Raw genomic sequence first — 16287 nt, 5'->3', positions numbered from 1 at the left:
GTGTCTTCGGACGCCGTCACCACCTGGTTCCCGTCTGGGCTGAAGGCCGCGGAATACACAGCCATCCCATGACCCCGCAGCACCACGGGCTCGCCTTGCCCATCCGCCCTCCACACCCGTGCTGTCTGTCCCCGGACGCCGTCACCACCTGGTTCCCATCCGGGCTGAAGGCCGCGGAAAACACGGCCTCTCCATGGCCCCGCAGCACCACGGGCTCGCCCTGTCCATCCACTCTCCACACCCGGGCCGTCGTGTCTCCAGACGCCGTCACCACCCACTGCCCGTCCGGGCTGAAGGAAGCACCGCGAACCCAGCGCTGATGACCCCTCAAGACAGCGGTACTCAAGGGTGCTTGGAGAAGCGCAATGGCTGTCTGACGGCCCCCCTGCGTCTGCTCCAGGTTCACCACCTCTCGCAACACCATGGCGGCAAGGGTGGGATCCTGCGCGGAGAGGTCCCTGGCCGTAACGACTCGCGAAACATCCAATGCCGAGTTCCGTTGACGTTCGGCCTCTTTACGCAGTGACACCGCCACGACCGCGCCTCCCAGGACCAGAAGCATGAGCACGGCCAGCGAGCCGAGCCCGAGCTTCAACCTTCGGGCTTCGCGTCTCTGGGTCGTGGCGAGCTCCCGCGCCGACACGAGCTCCCGCTCCCGGGCCTCGGCGAGTGCCCGCGCGGCGGCCAGGGTGCGCTCCTGGTTCGTCCGCTCCTCTTCCAGCCTTCGCGCCTCGGCCGCCTCCGACTGTGCGATGAGCTCCAGGCTCCTCGGTGACAGCTCGCCGGGGAATCGGTCCCTCACACTGCGGGCGTAGCCCAACCGGTCCCCTGTCAGCAGATACGACACCCCCTGGTCTCCGCTCCCCTGGCGTGCCAACCACGCCTCCGCCCACGCATCGACCTCGCGCAGCTGCTGCTCCCGCTCCCAGTCCTCCTTCACCCACGTCTGCAACGACGTCCACCGCCGGATGAGCGCCTCGTGCGCGAACTGCACCCACGCTCCGCTCCCCCCGGGCCCCTCTTCCCGTCCCTTCACCAGCAGCCGGCTGCCCACCAGCTTCTCCAGTGCCTCCTCGAACGCCTTGCGTGCCTCCTCGTCCGTGGGCCACACCTCCTCCCCCCGCACCCGCCTGCGCGTCTGGGGGCTCGCCGCGTCCCGGAAGTCCACCAGCCGCACCAGCAACCGTCTCGCCTGCCGCCTCTGGGCTTCCGACAGTCCCGCGTACAACTGGTCCGCCGTCTGCGTCAGCGAGCCCGTCACCCCGCCCATCCGCTCGTACGCCAGGTTCGTCAGCCTTCGGCCCTCCCGCCTCTGCCAGAGCAGATCCAACGCGTACTCCAGCAGCGGCAGGGCTCCGGGCTCCTGGCCCACGTCCTGGCACACCTGCTCCACCAGCCCCGCCTCCAACTCCAGCCCCACCACTTCGGCGGGCCGCTCAATCGCTTGCGCCAGCTCCTCCGCCTCCATGTGTGCCACGAAGACACGGTGCGCCTCCGAGTACACGACGGTGTCCAGCCGCGTCCGCTCGTCCAGCGCTACCTCTCCGCACCGCTCGAAGTGGTCCACACGGATGGTGCCGAGGACCACGCACTCCGCCGCGTCCTGCCCGGCGAGCTTCCACAGCACCCGCATCAGCGCGGTCCGCTCCTCCACGCTGCCCAGCTGGGTGAACACCTCCTCGAGCTGGTCCACCACCAGCAGCAGCTTGCACCCGGGTCTCCGCTCGCGCAGCCGCCGCGCCTCCTCGAGTACCTCCGCCTCGGTCGTGACCGCTCCTTCGGTGAATGGCTCGATGGAAGCCAGCACCCGCAGCCGCCTGCGCAAGCCCCTCAGCGACGCGAACCTGCCGTCCGAGCCCCCACCATCCGCCACCAGCTCGCCGGGCCTCACCACCAACACGTCCCACGCCTCCGCCGGCAGCAACGGCACCAGCCCCGCCATCACCACCGAGGACTTGCCCGCTCCCGACGCTCCCGCCACCACCTGGAAGCGCGGCAGCTTCCCCGCCACCGCCCGCGCCACTCGCTCCAGCAACGCCCCCGCCAGCTTCTCCCGCCCGAAGAAGAAGCGCCGGTGCTTCGCCTCGAAGGCCAACAGGCCCCGGTACGGGCGCAGCGCCACCGGCCGGAGGTCTGGCCCTTCTTCCGCGCGGGCGTAGAGCTGCAACGACGCCCAGTCCAGATGGCGTCCTTCCAGCGCGAGTTGCTTCCGGGCCTCGCCCAACGCCCGCTCCAGGGAGCACGGCGTTCCGAGCAGCTCCCCGTAGAGCACCTGGGTGAGCCGGATGGCGCCCGTCACCGACAGCGGCAGCCGCGAGGCCACCACCGCTCCAATGCCCACCCGGTGCAACTCCTGCGCGACACTGCCCAGGTGGCTTCCCAGCTCTCCCGCTCCACTGCGGCAGGCGCTCAGCACCACCATGCGCAGACTTCCCGCGTACGGCGCCAACACCTGGCGCAGCCTCGCTCCATCCACCACGTCGGGCGCTCCGTCCTCCCGCGCGGCGTTCCAGACGAGCCCATAACCCCGCGCGCCCGCACGGCCTCCATGACAGAGGATGTGGAGCACGGACACGGGCTCGTGCGCCGTCTTCAGCGCCTCCGCCAGCCCCCGGAGCGACACGTTGCCGAGCACGTCCCGGCGCGAGTCGAACGGCACGTCCCCCTGCTCACACGCCTGCTCGATGGCCCGCAGGTGCTCGGCCGCCCCGACCTCCCCTCCCGCCGTGGACCAGGCGAACAGGATGCGCCCACCTTCCGCCGGTGACGCGGCTCGCGCCGGAGCCTCCGGCCTGGGCCACTCGTAGCGCACGGTGCACCCGGCCACCTCTCCCAGGTGCTGCCCACTGCCCTTCAGTGTCAGCAACTCCCACGGCAGCGCGTACAGCTCCGCCGCCGCCGAGCGGATGCACAGTTGCACCTCCCGCCCTTCCGCCAGCGCCTGCTCGATGGCGGCCTCGTGCCTCCCCCACTCCAGCTGTCCCAGGAAGGCGCGCAGGTTGTTGCCCAACCGCTGCACGGCACCGCGCTCCGGCGCGGGCTTCTCCAGCTCTCCCAGGTCCGCCAGCACCCGTGGATTCCACGGGAACGGCGCGCTCTGGAACACCCCTCCCTCCAGCCTCAGCTGGTACTCCTGCTCCTCGAACTGGAACGCGTACGGGTCCCCCGCCTCGCGAGCCCGCGAGAACTCCAGCACCAGCTCGTACGGGTTTCTGCTCACGCCATCGCCCCCGGGGATTGCCGCGAATGTGCGAACGATAACGCACCTCGGGGAGAATCCCGCGCACCTGGGGCACTTGGAGCACAGAGTAGTCTTCCAGCACAGGAGCCACCCCATGCCATCCTTCCCCCGAAGCCTCGCGGGTTTCCGCCTCTCCACGCTCGCCCTGGCCGGATGTGTCGCCAGTGGAGTCCTCGCCTGCTCGGGCCCCCCGGGTCCCGAGGGCGACGCCGGCCCCCAGGGCACTCCCGGCAGGGACGGCGTTCCACTCCCGGTGCGCCTGCTGGACGACAAGGTCGGCCGCTGGCTCCCGGAGAACCGCACGCGCATCAACACGATGATCTCCACGCTGGGCATCGCCAGCCCCACGTTCGATCCGAGGAACCGTCCCGTGGCCGTGTTCGACTGGGACAACACCGTCGTGAAGAACGACCTGGGCGACGCCACGTTCTTCTGGATGCTGAAGCACGACAAGGTGCTCCAGCCCGCGGACAAGGACTGGAGCACCACCAGCCGCCATCTCACCCCCGAGGCCCGCTCGGCCCTCAACGGCGCGTGTGACGCCGCCGCCAGCCCGGGCGAGCCCCTCCCGACGAGCACCACCCCGGGCTGCGCGGACGAGCTCGTCAGCATCTACAACCGGGGCCAGACGCGCGCGGGACAGGCCGCGTGGAACAACGCCATCACCCTGACGCTCAACACCTCGTATGCCTGGGCGGCGCAGCTCCAGGCCGGCTACACGCCCGAGGAGCTCCGCGGCTTCGCCCGCTCGGCCTACGCGGAGAACGCCTTCAACCCGCCGGGCACCACGCAGACGGTGGGCACCACCCCGGGGCTCGCCTACCACGTGCAGGTGTACGAGGAGATGGTGGACCTCATCGAGACGCTCCAGGCCAACGGCTTCGACGTCTGGGTGGCCACCGCCTCGCCCCAGTTCGTCATCGACGCCGTCTCCGAGGAGCTCACCGGCATCAAACCCAACCGGGTGATTGGCATCCGGACCGTGACGGACGCCCGGGGCCGCGTGACGGCCCACTTCCAGGGCTGCGGCACCGTGGCCGATGGCGAGGACACGCTCATCACCTACGACCAGGGCAAGCGCTGCTGGATCAACAAGCTCATCTTCCGTCAGCCCACGGAGCGGCAGCTGACGCGTCAGGAGGACGCACGCGCGCGCCAGGTGTTCGCGGCGGGGGACTCGGACACGGACCTGGCCTTCGTGCAGGACGCGACGCACCTCAAGCTGGCCATCAACCGCAACAAGGTGCAGCTCATGTGCAACGCGTACGCGAACCACCAGGGCTCGTGGCTGGTGCAGCCCATGTTCGTCCAGCCTCGCGCCCAGCAGACGGCCAGCTACCCGTGCACCACCGCCCTGGACGCCGCCGGACAGCCCATCACCGATGAGCAGGGCAACCGCTTCACCCAGGACCACGGGGACAGCGTCTACGCACTGCCTTGAGGTAATCCCTCACCCCCACCCTCTCCCAGGGGGAGAGGGAGCTCAGGCGACGAGATCGTCCCGGTCCTCGGGCAGAGACAGGAGCCGGCGCACCACGGCCGACAGCGCCGGGCTGGAGACGGGCTTGCGCACGAACTCGGAGGCTCCGGCCTGGAGTGCCCGCTGCTCGAGGTCCGGAGCCTTGCCGCCGGTGAGCAACAGGAGGGGAACGCGGCTCACCTCGTGCCGCGTGTCGGCGCGCACGTGGCGCACGAAATCCAGGCCGCTCATCCCTGGCATGTTGAAGTCCGCGATGACCAGGTCCACGGGGTTCGCGCCCAGCAGCCACAGCCCGCGGTCCGCCCGGTCCGCGTCGAGGAAGTCCAGCTTCAGCTTCATCAAGTAGACCTTGAGGATGTGCCGGATGGTGTCGCTGTCATCGACGATGAGCACGGTGCGCTGCATGGAGCCCCCCGATCAGGATTCCGGAAGGCCCCGCGTGTGTCGAACCGGGGGCCCGGGGCGGTGTTCAGCAAGCGACGGCCCCGGAGTACCTCAGGCGACAAGGTGCTCCACGCGCTCGGCCGCCGGGAGGTGACGGCGCACCACGTTGGCGAGCGCGTCGATGGAGACGGGCTTGCGCACGAACTCGGAGGCTCCGGCGCGCAGGCCCCGGGCCTCGAGGTCCGGCGCCTTCCCGCCGGTGAGCAACACGATGGGCACCCGGCGCACCAGCTCCCGCTCGCTCGCGCGCGCCCGGCGCACGAACTCCAGGCCATCCATTCCGCCGGGCATGTTGACGTCCGCGATGACCAGGTCCACGCGGTGCGTCTCCAGCAACTTCAACCCCTGCTCGGCTCCACTCGCGTCGAGGAAGTCCAGATTCAGCTTGAGCAGATAGATTTTGAGGATGTGCCGGATGGTGTGGCTGTCTTCCACCAGCAGAACGGTGTGCTTCACAAGAACCCCCTCGACTTGCCTGGATTCAATTCATTTCGTGTTTCCCTCCTCTTCGCCACTCCCGGTGTCCGAGAACCGGTGTGACGACGAGGAGTGAACAATGCGAGGGGTCCGCTGTGCGACAACCGATAGCCCGGACGTTGTCTCCCGCACGGGTGGGGGATGGACCTTCATCCCGTGCCGGGAGAGGCGGCTCAATCCCGCCGATTGAGCTCGGCGTAGCGTTTGGCCTTGCCGAGGGCGGCCTCGAGCTCCTCGGCGTTGTGGCGGTGGTAGTAGGCGGGCAGGTCGGGCTGGAAGCGCCAGCCCTCGGAGAGCGGGCCCACGTCGACCACGTCGAAACCGAAGGTGTCGATCAACGCGGCCACCGTCTTCTTCGCCTGGGCATCGTCTCCGGAGATGGGCAGCGCGCGGCGCTCCTGGGAGCCGGCGGGCTGCGCGTGCTCCTCGAGGTGTTTGAAGTAGATGACGTTGAAGGCCTTGACCACCTTGGACCTGGGCAGGTGGGCCTGGAGCAGCTCGCTGCTGGTGGTCGTCTCCGCGTCGAGCTCGGGGATGCGGCCGTCGCGGCCGGGGTAGTAGTTGTTGGTGTCGATGACGAGCTTGCCCGCGAGCGGCTCGACGGGGACGGACTTGTAGGCCTTCAGGGGGATGGTGACCACGACGATGTCCCCGGCGGCCGCGGCCTCCTGGGTGGTGGCGGCACGGGCCTTGGGGCCGAGCTCGGCGATGAGGCTGGAGAGGCTCTCCGGGCCGCGTGAGTTGCTCAGCACCACGTCATACCCGGCGGCGATCGCGAGCTTCGCCAGGGTGCTCCCGATGTGTCCCGCGCCAATGAATCCAAGCGTTGCCATGTGAGGGTCCTCTCCTGCGCCAGTTCGCCGCTTTTGTAGGAACAAGCGAGGCGCCGCGCCAGGAAGTGTTCCCGCGCGGAAGCGCGTGTCGAAACGCTGGGCGCCCGGCTCGCGCTTCACGCCCTGGTCCGCGTTGGCCGCCAGGTGCTCCAGCACCTTGAACACCGTCTCCACCTCGTCCGGCGAGCCCACCGCCGTGGCCAGCTCCTCCGCGGTGTGGCCCTTGGCTTTGTCCCCGCGCAGCTTCGCCAGCAGCTTGCGCTGCAGCTCCAACACCGCGCCCGCCGCCTTCTTGCCCGCCTCCACGCCCGGCTGGTGGTAGGCATTGATGTTCACCAGCGAGGCGTACAGGCCCACCGCCCGCTCGTGGAGCGCGATGAGTGCGCCCAGCGTCCGCGCGCTCACGTCCGGCACGGTGAGCGTCATGGACTCGCGGCCCTTCTCGAAGAGCGCCCGCCGCGTGCCCAGGAGGAAGCCCAGCAGGTAGTCGCCGCTGGTGAATTCCTCCTCCACGCGCATGGACGTCCCCTCGCGGTCCTTCAGCACCTCCACGAAGGTGGCGAAGAAGTTGCTCACGCCCTCGCGCAGCTGCTGAACGTACGCGTGCTGGTCCGTGGAGCCCTTGTTGCCGTAGACGGCGAGGCCCTGGTTCACCACCTCGCCATCCAGGTCCTTCTCCTTGCCCAGCGACTCCATCACCAGCTGCTGGAGGTAGCGGGAGAGCAGCAGCAGCCGGTCCTTGTACGGGAGGATGACCAGGTCCTTCTGGCCGCGCCCGTTGCCCGCGTGGAACCACATGAGCGCCATGAGGGCGGCCGGGTTGCGCAGCATGTCGCGCTCGCGCGTGGCCACGTCCATGTCCCGGGCGCCCGCGAGCATGCCGTCGATGTCCAACCCCTGGAGCCGCGCCGGCAGCAGGCCCACCGCCGACAGCACCGAGGTGCGCCCGCCAACCCAGTCCCACATGGGGAACGTCCGCAGCCAGTGGCCCTTCTTCGCGGAGCGGTCCAGCTCACTGCCCTCGCCCGTCACCGCCACCGCGTGCCGGCCGAAGTCGAGGCCCTTCTGCTGATACGCGCGCTCGGCCTCCACCATGCCGTTGCGCGTCTCCTTCGTGCCGCCCGACTTGCTGATGACCACCGTGAGTGTCTCGGCGAGCTTGTCACCGAGCTGCGCCAGCACGCGGTCCATCCCATCCGGGTCGGTGTTGTCGAAGAAGAACACCTGCATCCGGTCCGCCGCCGTGCCGAGCGCGTCCGCCACGAGCTGCGGCCCCAGCGCCGAGCCGCCGATGCCCACCAGCAGCACGCGGGTGAAGCGGTCCGCCTTCGGGGGCTTCACGCGGCCGGCGTGCACGTCCTCCGAGAAGGCGCGGACGGCGGCCACCGTGTCTCGAATCTCCTGGGCGAGGCCGGGCTCGGGAGCGAGCTCGGGGGCGCGCAACCAGTAGTGGCCCACCATGCGCTTCTCGTCCGGATTGGCGATGGCGCCCTTCTCCAGCGCCGCCATGGCGTCGAAGGCCTTCTCCATGGGACCGCGCATCCGCTCGAGGAAGTCCTCGGGGAAGTTCATCCGTGACACGTCGAGCGTCAGCCCCACCGACTCCACCCCACACAGGTACTTCTTGTAGCGCTCCCACAATTGACGCTCGGTCATGGCATCTCCCCTCGGCATCGAATCCCTGGTTTCGTTTGGTCCGTTCCTACCGCCATGACCGGTGCGGGGGAATGGATTTGATGCGCGCCACGCCCGGGGCCTGACACTGAACACCGGGGAACCCCCCGAGCGTTGAGCGCCGCGCAACCGGCACTCCCGGCCGAGGCCCCGGCCCTTCCAGGTGTGCTCCCTGGTGCCCTGGCCCTCGCCGAGCCCACCCCAGGAGCGCCCATGTCCACCCGGTTGCACCCCTCCGTGGCCCTCACGTCCCTGCTCGTCTGCGCCGCGCTCGCCGCCGGCTGTCAGACGTACGACTTCGAGCCCGTGGCCCCCGCCGCCATCTCCGTGCCCTCGGTGGAGAAGACGATCGCCGCCCGGGGCAGCACGCCCAACCTGATGCTGCTCGTGGACACGTCCGGTTCGATGCTGGAGCCGATGAACCCCGCCAGCTCCGCCTGCCGCTCGCCCACCACGGGGGTGCTCTGCCGTGGGGAGGGGTGTCCCGCCGGCTGCCCCACGCGCTGGAGCGCGCTCCAGGGAGCCATGGACTCCTTCCTGGGCGCCAGTGGCGCGCTCGCGCGCATGGGCCTCACGCTCTATCCGGGGAAGCAGCTCGTCCAGGGCGAGCAGTGCGGCGGCTCGGACTCGCTCACCCTGGAGCTGCCGGCCGACGACGATCCGGATGCCCTGCGGGCCCATGCGCTCGCCATCAACGCGAAGCTGCGAGGGATTCCCAACAGCACCCGGGGCGGCCCCACGGGAGGCACGCCCACCGGCTCGAGCCTCCAGTACGTGGGCACCCTGCCCCAGTTGCAGACGGACGAGCGCGGCGACTTCGTGCTGCTGCTCACGGACGGCCTGCCCAACTGCAACGAGAACCATGAGGCATCCGGCGCGTCGCTGGCGTGCCGCTGCACGCTGATCGACTGCAGCGGCACCTTCGAGCGGATGGGCTGCCTGGACCAGAATGGCTCGGTGAGCGCGGTGAAGGCACTGCGGGGGCGGGACATTCAAACCATCGTCATCGGCTTCGGCGCGGAGACGGCCACGGGCCACGGGCCGGCGGTGCTCAACGCCATGGCCGAGGCCGGAGGCTTCGCGCGCAAGTGCCAGACGGACGCCGACTGCGGCACGGGGGACGCCTGCGACCTGGCGGCCGGGCTCTGCCAGCGCCGCTACTACCAGGCGGCCAACCAGGACGAGCTCGCCCACGCACTGCGGCAGATCAGCGAGCGCTTCGAGGGAGACCCGTGCCTCATCGAGCTGGCGCCGGACCAGTTCCCGCCCTCGCCGAAGCTGGCCCGGGTGCTGGTGAACGGGGAGGGCTTCGGCGCCGGTGACGACACCTGGCGGTTGAAGGACAAGGTAGGCGTGGAGCTGCTGGGCTCGCTGTGCGCGCGAGTGCAGGCCTCCTCGCCCGCCCACCCCGCACGAGTCGAGGTCCGGATCGTCATTCCCCGCTGAGGCCGCCTGCTTGATGGACGCACCACCCCTGTCCCATCATCGACTCCCATGAGCCAGCCCTGGATGCTCGAGACGCCCGCGCCACAGGCCGACGCGCGGATTCCCTATGGAGAGCGCACCCACCAGTTCGGAGACCTGCGCCTGCCTCGGGGCGAGGGTCCGCACCCGGTGGTGGTGATGGTGCACGGCGGCTTCTGGCGGGCGAGGTACGACCTGGAGCACGTGGGCCACCTGTGCGAGGACCTCACGCGGCGGGGCTACGCCACCTGGAGCCTCGAGTACCGGCGGGTGGGCCATCCGGATGGAGGCTGGACGGGCACCTTCGAGGACGTGGCACAAGGGACGGACTACCTGCGCACGCTGGCGACGCGCTACCCGTTGAACCTGGAGCGCGTGGTCCTCATGGGGCACTCGGCCGGGGGACACCTGGCGCTGTGGCTCGCGGGGCGGGGGCGGCTGAAGCCAGGACAACCGCTGTACACGGAGAAGCCCTTCGAGCCGCGGGGCGTGGTGTCGCTGGCGGGCGTGGTGGACCTGGAGCGGGCCTTCGAGCTGCGCCTGGGGGACGGCATCGTCGAGTCGCTGCTGGGAGGCACGCCCGCGCGGGTACCGGAGCGCTACAAGATTGCGTCTCCGGCGGCACTGCTGCCGTTGGGGGTGAAGCAGGTGCTGGTGCACGGAGCGGAGGACAGCACCGTCCCGCTCCGGGTGAGCACCGAGTACCAGGCACGCGCCACGAAGCTCGGGGACACCGTGAAACTCGTGAGCCTGCCGGGCGCGGAGCACTTCGAGGTCATCGATCCGCGAGCGAAGGAGTGGCCCCGGGTGTTGGAGGCGATCGCCTCGCTCCTGTGAAGCACGGTGGCCGGGGAGGTAGAATCCAGGGGCCCCCCTGAGCCCTGGAGGCCGTACCGTGAAGCGATGCGTCGCCGCATTGTTGGGTCTGTTCCTGTTCGTTCCGGTGGAGGCCGGCGCCTTCGCCGTGGCCAAGGAGGTGGCCTTCGAGCGCGTGGAGCTGCTCGATGGCACGGGGGAGGAGGCGTGTGATGACGACGGAGTGCTCGACAAGGGCGAGACGGCGCGCCTGCGCGTCACCCTGCGCAACAGCGGCACCGAGCTGCTCAAGTTGACGAGCATGACGCTCTCCAGCACGGACCCGGGCGTGGTGCTGCCCAAGGAACCGAAGGTGTACTTTCCCCCCATCGAGCCGGGCAAGTCCGCCAGCATGGAGCTGCCGGTGGGGCTCCTGGCTCCCGACACGCCGGCCGATATCTCCCTGCGCATCGACTACCGGGACGACGATCAGACGGAGCCCGGAGACAAGACGCACACGGTGACGTACCGCGTGAACATGGACGAGCGCCTGGAGGCGAGCACGCGCGAGACGGTGGACTCCGCCCGTCACCCGTGGACCATCACCGAACCCCCGGCGGGCCTCGCGACCTGGGCGCGCACGTCCGACCCGGCGGGTGCCTGGTTCTTCCGTGGACCGGCCAACGGGCGGACCGCGGACCTCTCGCTCGTCTCGCCGCCCATCCAGGTGTCGGAGACGGAGGAATTCCGCGTCATCTTCCAGCAGCGCTACGCCTTCGAGGCGAGCCCCGCGGGCGTCTACTACGACGGCGCCGTCATCGAGCTGAGCCAGGATGATGGGAAGAGCTGGGTGGGACTCGAGGACGCGGTGAGCCCCCCCTACAACGCGACCATCTATACGGGAGACGGGAACCCGCTCAAGGGCAAGAAGGCGTATGGAGGGCAGAGCGAGGGGTACCCCGCGTTCACCAAGGCCACACTCGACCTCGGCACCACATACGCGGGCAAGACGGTGCGCATCCGCTTCCGCATCGGCACGGACAGCAGCAAGGGCGACACGGGCTGGGATCTGGATGAGCTCCAGTTGGAGGGGGTGAAGAACACGCCCTTCACCACGCTGGAGCCCCACCGGGGCAAGTGCACCGACCGGGCGCCGGTGGCGAACGCGGGCGAGGACCAGACCGTCGAAGAGGGACGCCTCGTGACGCTCTCGGGCAGCGGAACGGATCCCGAGGGCGCGGAGCTCACCTACGCCTGGACGCAGTCCAAGGGCCCGTCCGTGACATTCAACGACGCGAGCGCGTCCAGCCCCACCTTCCTCGCACCCGACGTGACGAGGGACACGGAGCTCCAGTTCGAGCTGCGGGTGAGCGATGGGGTGAACACGAGCCCGCCGGACGTGGTGACCGTGAAGGTGCGAGACATCCCGCTGCCGGTGGCGCGTGCGGGGGCGGACCAGGAGGTCCGCGAGGGCAGCGGGGTGACGCTCGACGGCTCGGGGTCGACGGCTCCGGAGGAGTCGGAGCTGAACTATCGCTGGACACAGCTGGAGGGCCCCGCGGTGAACCTCCTACAGGCGGGCCCGAGGGCCATGTTCAACGCGCCGGAGGTGGACGGGGAGATGTTGCTCGAATTCCAGCTCCACGTGGAGGACACCCTGGGACAGACCAGCGCGGCCACCGTCACCGTGCGAGTGGTGGACAGGGAGGAGAAGCCGCTTCCGGGCGCGGGCTGCGCCGCGGGCCCGGAGGGCGGAGGGCCCACGACGGCCCTGCTGCTGCTGTCGGCGCTTGGCATCACCCTGCGCGCCCGGCACAAGCGCTCACTCTAGAAGAAGAGCAAAACCCCGGTGAGGACACCGTCAGCGTCTCCGTCACTCGTTCCGGAACCACTCCGCTGGAATACCCAACGCCGCGAGGATCCGCTCCGGTGATTGCTCCCCCATGATTTCGTGGACGACCGGGAAATGCGGAATCTCATACGGCGGCTGCGCGAACTGCCCAATGCACTCTCCTCCCTGGAGCACATTGACAAAGAACGTATCCAGGTTCGGGGAAGCAACGACCCCGTACACGCGCGCTCGAGGAAGACGTTCCGATACGGTCAGGTCAGCATAACCGATGTCACTTGTTCCGCTGGAGATGAGGAGTCCCCGCGGCCTGTCTTCCAGGCGGTACTGCCCCGGAGGAACAGGCTCGCCAGCATCTTCTTCCAACACGCGGAGCGCATCCTCCGCCCGGACTCCTTCCGCCCAAGCGACTTTGCGCAGAGGTTTCCTCACTGCTGGGTCCGAAGATTCATCGCTGCCCGGCAGGGGGCATCCCAAGGACTTCGCCAGCGCTTCGGGGCCCACCTCCAGGATCTCTAGAGCGCCGTTTCGCCACGACATAACGGTCCACGGATCGTTGGCCCGCTCAATCGAATACACGGGCTCATCACATTCGAGCGACAGTTTCTCGGCGATTTGCATTTCGGCGCCCACGTCGATGGGGTCCGTACCTATAAGGGCGTGGTAGTGGCCACTACCCGGGATGACCTCGAAGGGCTGTTCTTCTCCGTCCTCCTCCCAGTCCGGCATCACGATTACCAGGGCACGGCTTTCCAGACGTGCGGGCTCGCCTGGAGCCAGTACCGCCCAAAGAGGCCACTGATTCATGGCGCACCTCCGGACAAGTCCTCCGGCAGCTCGAGCGCCGCGCACAACTGCCGTGTCTTCGCCAGTATCTGGGCTTCCTCTAGCTGAATGATGAATGTGCCCCGTGCGTTTCCTTGAAGATCGCGAGGGTCCGGTGCACGCAGCTACTCGAGCACCGGCCGAAGTAGCCCCTTTGTGTCCAACACCTCTTGAATCCCGCGGCCGAGCGCCACGTGCTCCGGGTTGGCGGCGCTGAGTCGCTCCGGCCCGCCGACGATCAGGTTGCCCTTGTCCTCGACGGGTTCAACGTGGACGGACGGCGGGAGTGGCGGAACCTCCCCGCGAGCTCGGGAAACGTAGGTGAGCCAACCCACGAAGCCTCTCGGGTCTCCCGCGGGTCGAAGCGCACGACGGAACTCATGGGTGGCGATGACGCCGAAGAGGGGTTCCCATGCGAGCACCATTGCTCGCAGCACGTTCACGAGTGCGGCCGTTGTCATGACGCGCGGCCCCTCTGGCTCGATTTCGGGCCATGGGAGGTACAGCAAGCAGCAGTTGGGGTAGGCCCCGGAAGCATCTCCACACGTGAGGTTCAGCATGCCCCCGTGCCCGTCCTCGGCATGACCTGTCCATGCGCCGAAGCTGAAACCGTCCCTTCCGAGTTGGTTCTCCTCACTCTGATAGAAGCGAAGGAAGGTCGTGAAGTCCGGCGTGAACTCCCGCTGGAGCGCCTCCTCCAGCGAGTCCCCCTGCTCGAACCAACGAGCGTAGATCTCGTCGCACTGCGCCAGGAGGCGAAAGAACGTCACCGAGCGCCGGGCACACTCCTCCGCGGACTCCAGCCGGGCCGGCCAGTAGACGGCTGCATGGTAGCTTTCCGTCATGGCACTCCTCCGGCTGCGGCTCGCTGGTAGACGACCTTGATACCGGTAACGCCCGCGTTCTCGAGCATCTTCTCGAGAATACCGACCATCTCCGGCTCAGCAACGTACCATCGGATGGGAACTCCATTCGCCACCCTGAACTGGCGCTTCGCGGTCTCGAGGAGTTTCTTGGCGCCCTTGAAATACCGCTTGGGATCGAGCTTCTCGTCGAAGTGCTTGGCGTAGTTGAGAGCCTTGCCGTCCTGCAGGACACCCTCCGAGATACTGTAGCCATCGAAGTCCACCTTCTCTCCATTCCTCCAGACGCGGTAGACCCAACCCGGCGGCGCCCCTGTCACCTGGCATTGGTAGCAGCGTGAATCCTCCGACATGCTCTCGTTTGCCGGCTCCCACTTCCCAGGGCCACCGGAGGGAGGCCAGCCACCCACGCCCCCCCCGCCCTGAGCGCCCATGTTGGCCATGTGCAGGACGTAGGTGGCACTCAGCGCATTGCCCGCCACGGCAACGGATCCCCCGACAGGCACCGCCACCAGGCGCACCGTGAGGAGCCCGTCCCCCGAGAGAGACAAGAGTGGCACTGTCATCCTCCCGAGCGTGCCGCCCCACGATGCGGCCTTCGCGGCCCCAGCCCCCGAAGTGCCCACCGTCAGGACCATCCCCGTCGCCAGCCGGGAGATCGTCCGCACCTTCTCCGCGTAGGGCTTGTGGCGGAACTCGTCCCACAACCGCGGCGAGTTCTCGTAGAGCAGCCTCACCGCCCCCGGGAGCTTGGCAAGCCCGTCCAGCGTCTCTCCCGTGTAGAAGACGAGCCGGTAGAGTCCTTCGACCATGTCCACCACAGCGAGGACCGCCCCCTCGGCCACCGCCAGCGCCGGGTTGTCGTCTGGCGCATAGAGGCCCGCCGGCCGCGCCCCCTTCGGTACCTCGAGCCCCTGGTCCACCGGGAACAGGCGCCCGCCCTCGATGGCGTAGAAGGGGCCCACCTCGAAACGCCCGGCTCGGAGTGTGCCGTCCTCGGCGAGCACCACCTGGCCGGCCTTCTGGACCGCAATCCCTGTTGTAGCCCTCACCAGGAACCCGTCCGGACGCAGCACCAGCAGCCGCGAGAAGCGCCGCATCCGAGCATGGAGCTCGTCCCGCGTCACCACCTCGCCGCAGGTGGCAACCTCGAGGAGCAGGTGCGCCGCCATCCTCCGGAGCCCGAAGTTACCCAGCGTCAGCGGCGTGGAGAGCAGGTGGGGCAGCAGCTCCATCGCCTGTTGGGGTTGGAGCGTGCGCCCGTCCCTGGGCAGCGCCGTACTGGGAACGCCAGTCTGCGCGAGGAAGCCCTGGAAGTAGTCGAGCGTCATGGGTACCTCGAAGGGCCGTCCATCGCCTACTCCATCGGGCCATCCAACACCCTTTGCCTCCAGGTCCTCCTCGTCCGCGTCCTCTTGCTCTCTCCGCGCTCGATGACGCGCCGGCCTCGGCGCTGCGCCCCCTCGTGACGCGGACACCGCCCCCGGGACGACGGCCTCCGCGTCAGCGCCCTCCACGTCCTCCTCGCCCTCGCGCGAGTCCGGTTCGGCCGCAGCCCGGGCGAGGCCCGCGGCCATCTCTGGCATGGGGTGAGCCCGAGGCACTCGCCAGCGCTGGCGCCCGCCCGCCAGGCTCCCCCCCATGGGAGAGCCCGTCGCGCACGCCGTCTGCAGCCCGACGAGCACCAGCATGACCAGGCACGCGGCCCCCCACGGCCAGCGCAGTGAGCCCCACCGGGCCTCGAGCTGCGTACCGCCGCCCTCCCCGACCGCGAGACGCTGGTGCTTCTTCAACATGGCGCTGGCCCTTCTCCCAGAGAGAAACAACCCTGAAGAATAGGATGCGAGGCAGCCAACCAGACAGGGATGTCAGCGGATGCGCTGCTGTTGCGCCATCGCACGGCGGAAGCCAAAGCCGTCTTGGAGGAAGCCGCGAAAGGTAAGGGACTGGTCCCGTTCGAAGCATCCGAGGCGTTGAAACGCTGGGAAGAGGGCACCTGGAGCCTGGATGTGGATTGAGGACTACGGGAAGGTCACGCCGTCGAAGTGCTCGCTCCCGCCGCCGGCCTCCTGGCCCCACCACTTCAAGGTGAAGGTGCCGCGCGCAGCCTCCTCCGGCATCTCCACTTCCATCCCGACGCCGCGCTTCTCTCCCGGAGCGATGGGCTCCTGCGTCCACACGCCCAGCGCCTTCCACTCCTCTCCCTTCGGTCCCACCAGCACCGCCCCACCGGGCGTCCAGGGGGTGCGCCCGTGGTTTCGTAACTGCTGCGTCACCATCAGCCGCACTACCTTTTGCCCGCCCTCCACGCGTGTGGTGTCCGAACGGTAGCTGAGGGCCTT

General features: G+C 68.9%; 11 protein-coding genes and 2 pseudogenes. 5 read left to right on the top strand and 8 right to left on the bottom strand.

The annotated features are described in order from the left end of the window. Positions 1 to 16 precede the first annotated feature (16 nt). On the bottom strand, positions 17 to 3220 hold the full coding sequence (locus tag Q664_RS23380; RefSeq protein WP_160174484.1) for an nSTAND1 domain-containing NTPase: 3204 nt from the start codon (positions 3218 to 3220) through the stop codon (positions 17 to 19). 115 nt (positions 3221 to 3335) lie between these two features. Here Q664_RS23380 and Q664_RS23375 point away from each other — a divergent pair, with 115 nt between their 5' ends. Further along, positions 3336 to 4682, top strand: coding sequence for a haloacid dehalogenase-like hydrolase (locus Q664_RS23375; RefSeq protein ID WP_043399756.1), 1347 nt, complete (start codon positions 3336 to 3338; stop codon positions 4680 to 4682). Positions 4683 to 4724: 42 nt separating this feature from the next. On the opposite strand, the gene Q664_RS23370 is transcribed toward Q664_RS23375, so the two are convergent. The 3 genes from Q664_RS23370 to Q664_RS23360 all read right to left on the bottom strand — a co-directional run bounded on the left by Q664_RS23370 (position 4725) and on the right by Q664_RS23360 (position 8131). Then, positions 4725 to 5126: a response regulator gene (locus tag Q664_RS23370; protein ID WP_043399752.1), complete on the bottom strand. Its 402-nt coding sequence runs from the start codon at positions 5124 to 5126 to the stop codon at positions 4725 to 4727. 90 nt (positions 5127 to 5216) lie between these two features. After that, on the bottom strand, positions 5217 to 5621 hold the full coding sequence (locus Q664_RS23365; protein WP_043399749.1) for a response regulator: 405 nt from the start codon (positions 5619 to 5621) through the stop codon (positions 5217 to 5219). Positions 5622 to 5815: 194 nt separating this feature from the next. Next, positions 5816 to 8131 (bottom strand): glucose-6-phosphate isomerase, encoded by a 2316-nt coding sequence (locus tag Q664_RS23360; RefSeq protein WP_084610278.1) that lies wholly within the window; start codon positions 8129 to 8131, stop codon positions 5816 to 5818. A gap of 231 nt (positions 8132 to 8362) precedes the next feature. Between Q664_RS23360 and cglB the strand changes: the two genes are divergently transcribed. From cglB to Q664_RS23345, 3 genes are read left to right on the top strand one after another with little or no spacing between them, the layout of a single operon-like run. Further along, positions 8363 to 9595: an adventurous gliding motility lipoprotein CglB gene (gene cglB, locus Q664_RS23355; protein ID WP_043399746.1), complete on the top strand. Its 1233-nt coding sequence runs from the start codon at positions 8363 to 8365 to the stop codon at positions 9593 to 9595. Between the two features lie 48 nt (positions 9596 to 9643). Further along, positions 9644 to 10450 carry an alpha/beta hydrolase gene (locus Q664_RS23350; RefSeq protein WP_043399743.1) on the top strand — a complete coding sequence of 269 codons (807 nt, stop codon included), beginning with the start codon at positions 9644 to 9646 and terminating at the stop codon, positions 10448 to 10450. A gap of 58 nt (positions 10451 to 10508) precedes the next feature. Beyond that, entirely contained in the window at positions 10509 to 12239 is a 1731-nt protein-coding gene (locus Q664_RS23345; RefSeq protein WP_152622292.1) for a PKD domain-containing protein, read from the top strand. Positions 12240 to 12281: 42 nt separating this feature from the next. Here Q664_RS23345 and Q664_RS23340 read toward each other — a convergent pair whose 3' ends face one another. The 3 genes from Q664_RS23340 to Q664_RS23330 form a co-directional block, all read right to left on the bottom strand. Then, on the bottom strand, positions 12282 to 13064 hold the full coding sequence (locus Q664_RS23340; protein WP_152622291.1) for a hypothetical protein: 783 nt from the start codon (positions 13062 to 13064) through the stop codon (positions 12282 to 12284). A 143-nt stretch (positions 13065 to 13207) separates the two neighbouring features. Further along, positions 13208 to 13927, bottom strand: coding sequence for an Imm52 family immunity protein (locus Q664_RS23335; RefSeq protein WP_043399736.1), 720 nt, complete (start codon positions 13925 to 13927; stop codon positions 13208 to 13210). Next, complete coding sequence (locus Q664_RS23330) at positions 13924 to 15741, bottom strand: Tox-REase-5 domain-containing protein (protein ID WP_043399733.1); 1818 nt, start codon at positions 15739 to 15741, stop codon at positions 13924 to 13926. Before Q664_RS23330 ends, Q664_RS23335 begins: the two co-directional genes overlap by 4 nt. A 75-nt stretch (positions 15742 to 15816) precedes the next feature. On the opposite strand from Q664_RS23330, the pseudogene Q664_RS59265 reads away from it, so the two are divergent. After that, positions 15817 to 15963, top strand: a pseudogene (locus tag Q664_RS59265) (DUF2019 domain-containing protein); the annotation flags it as partial. Positions 15964 to 15966: 3 nt separating this feature from the next. Here Q664_RS59265 and Q664_RS23325 read toward each other — a convergent pair. Continuing rightward, positions 15967 to 16287, bottom strand: a pseudogene (locus tag Q664_RS23325) (DUF2381 family protein); the annotation flags it as partial.

The sequence above is a fragment of the Archangium violaceum Cb vi76 genome (genome assembly GCF_000733295.1).
Taxonomy (GTDB): Bacteria; Myxococcota; Myxococcia; order Myxococcales; family Myxococcaceae; genus Archangium; species Archangium violaceum.
The sequence above is the reverse complement of the archived record's forward strand: the minus strand, read 5'-3'. Positions and strand labels throughout refer to the sequence as shown.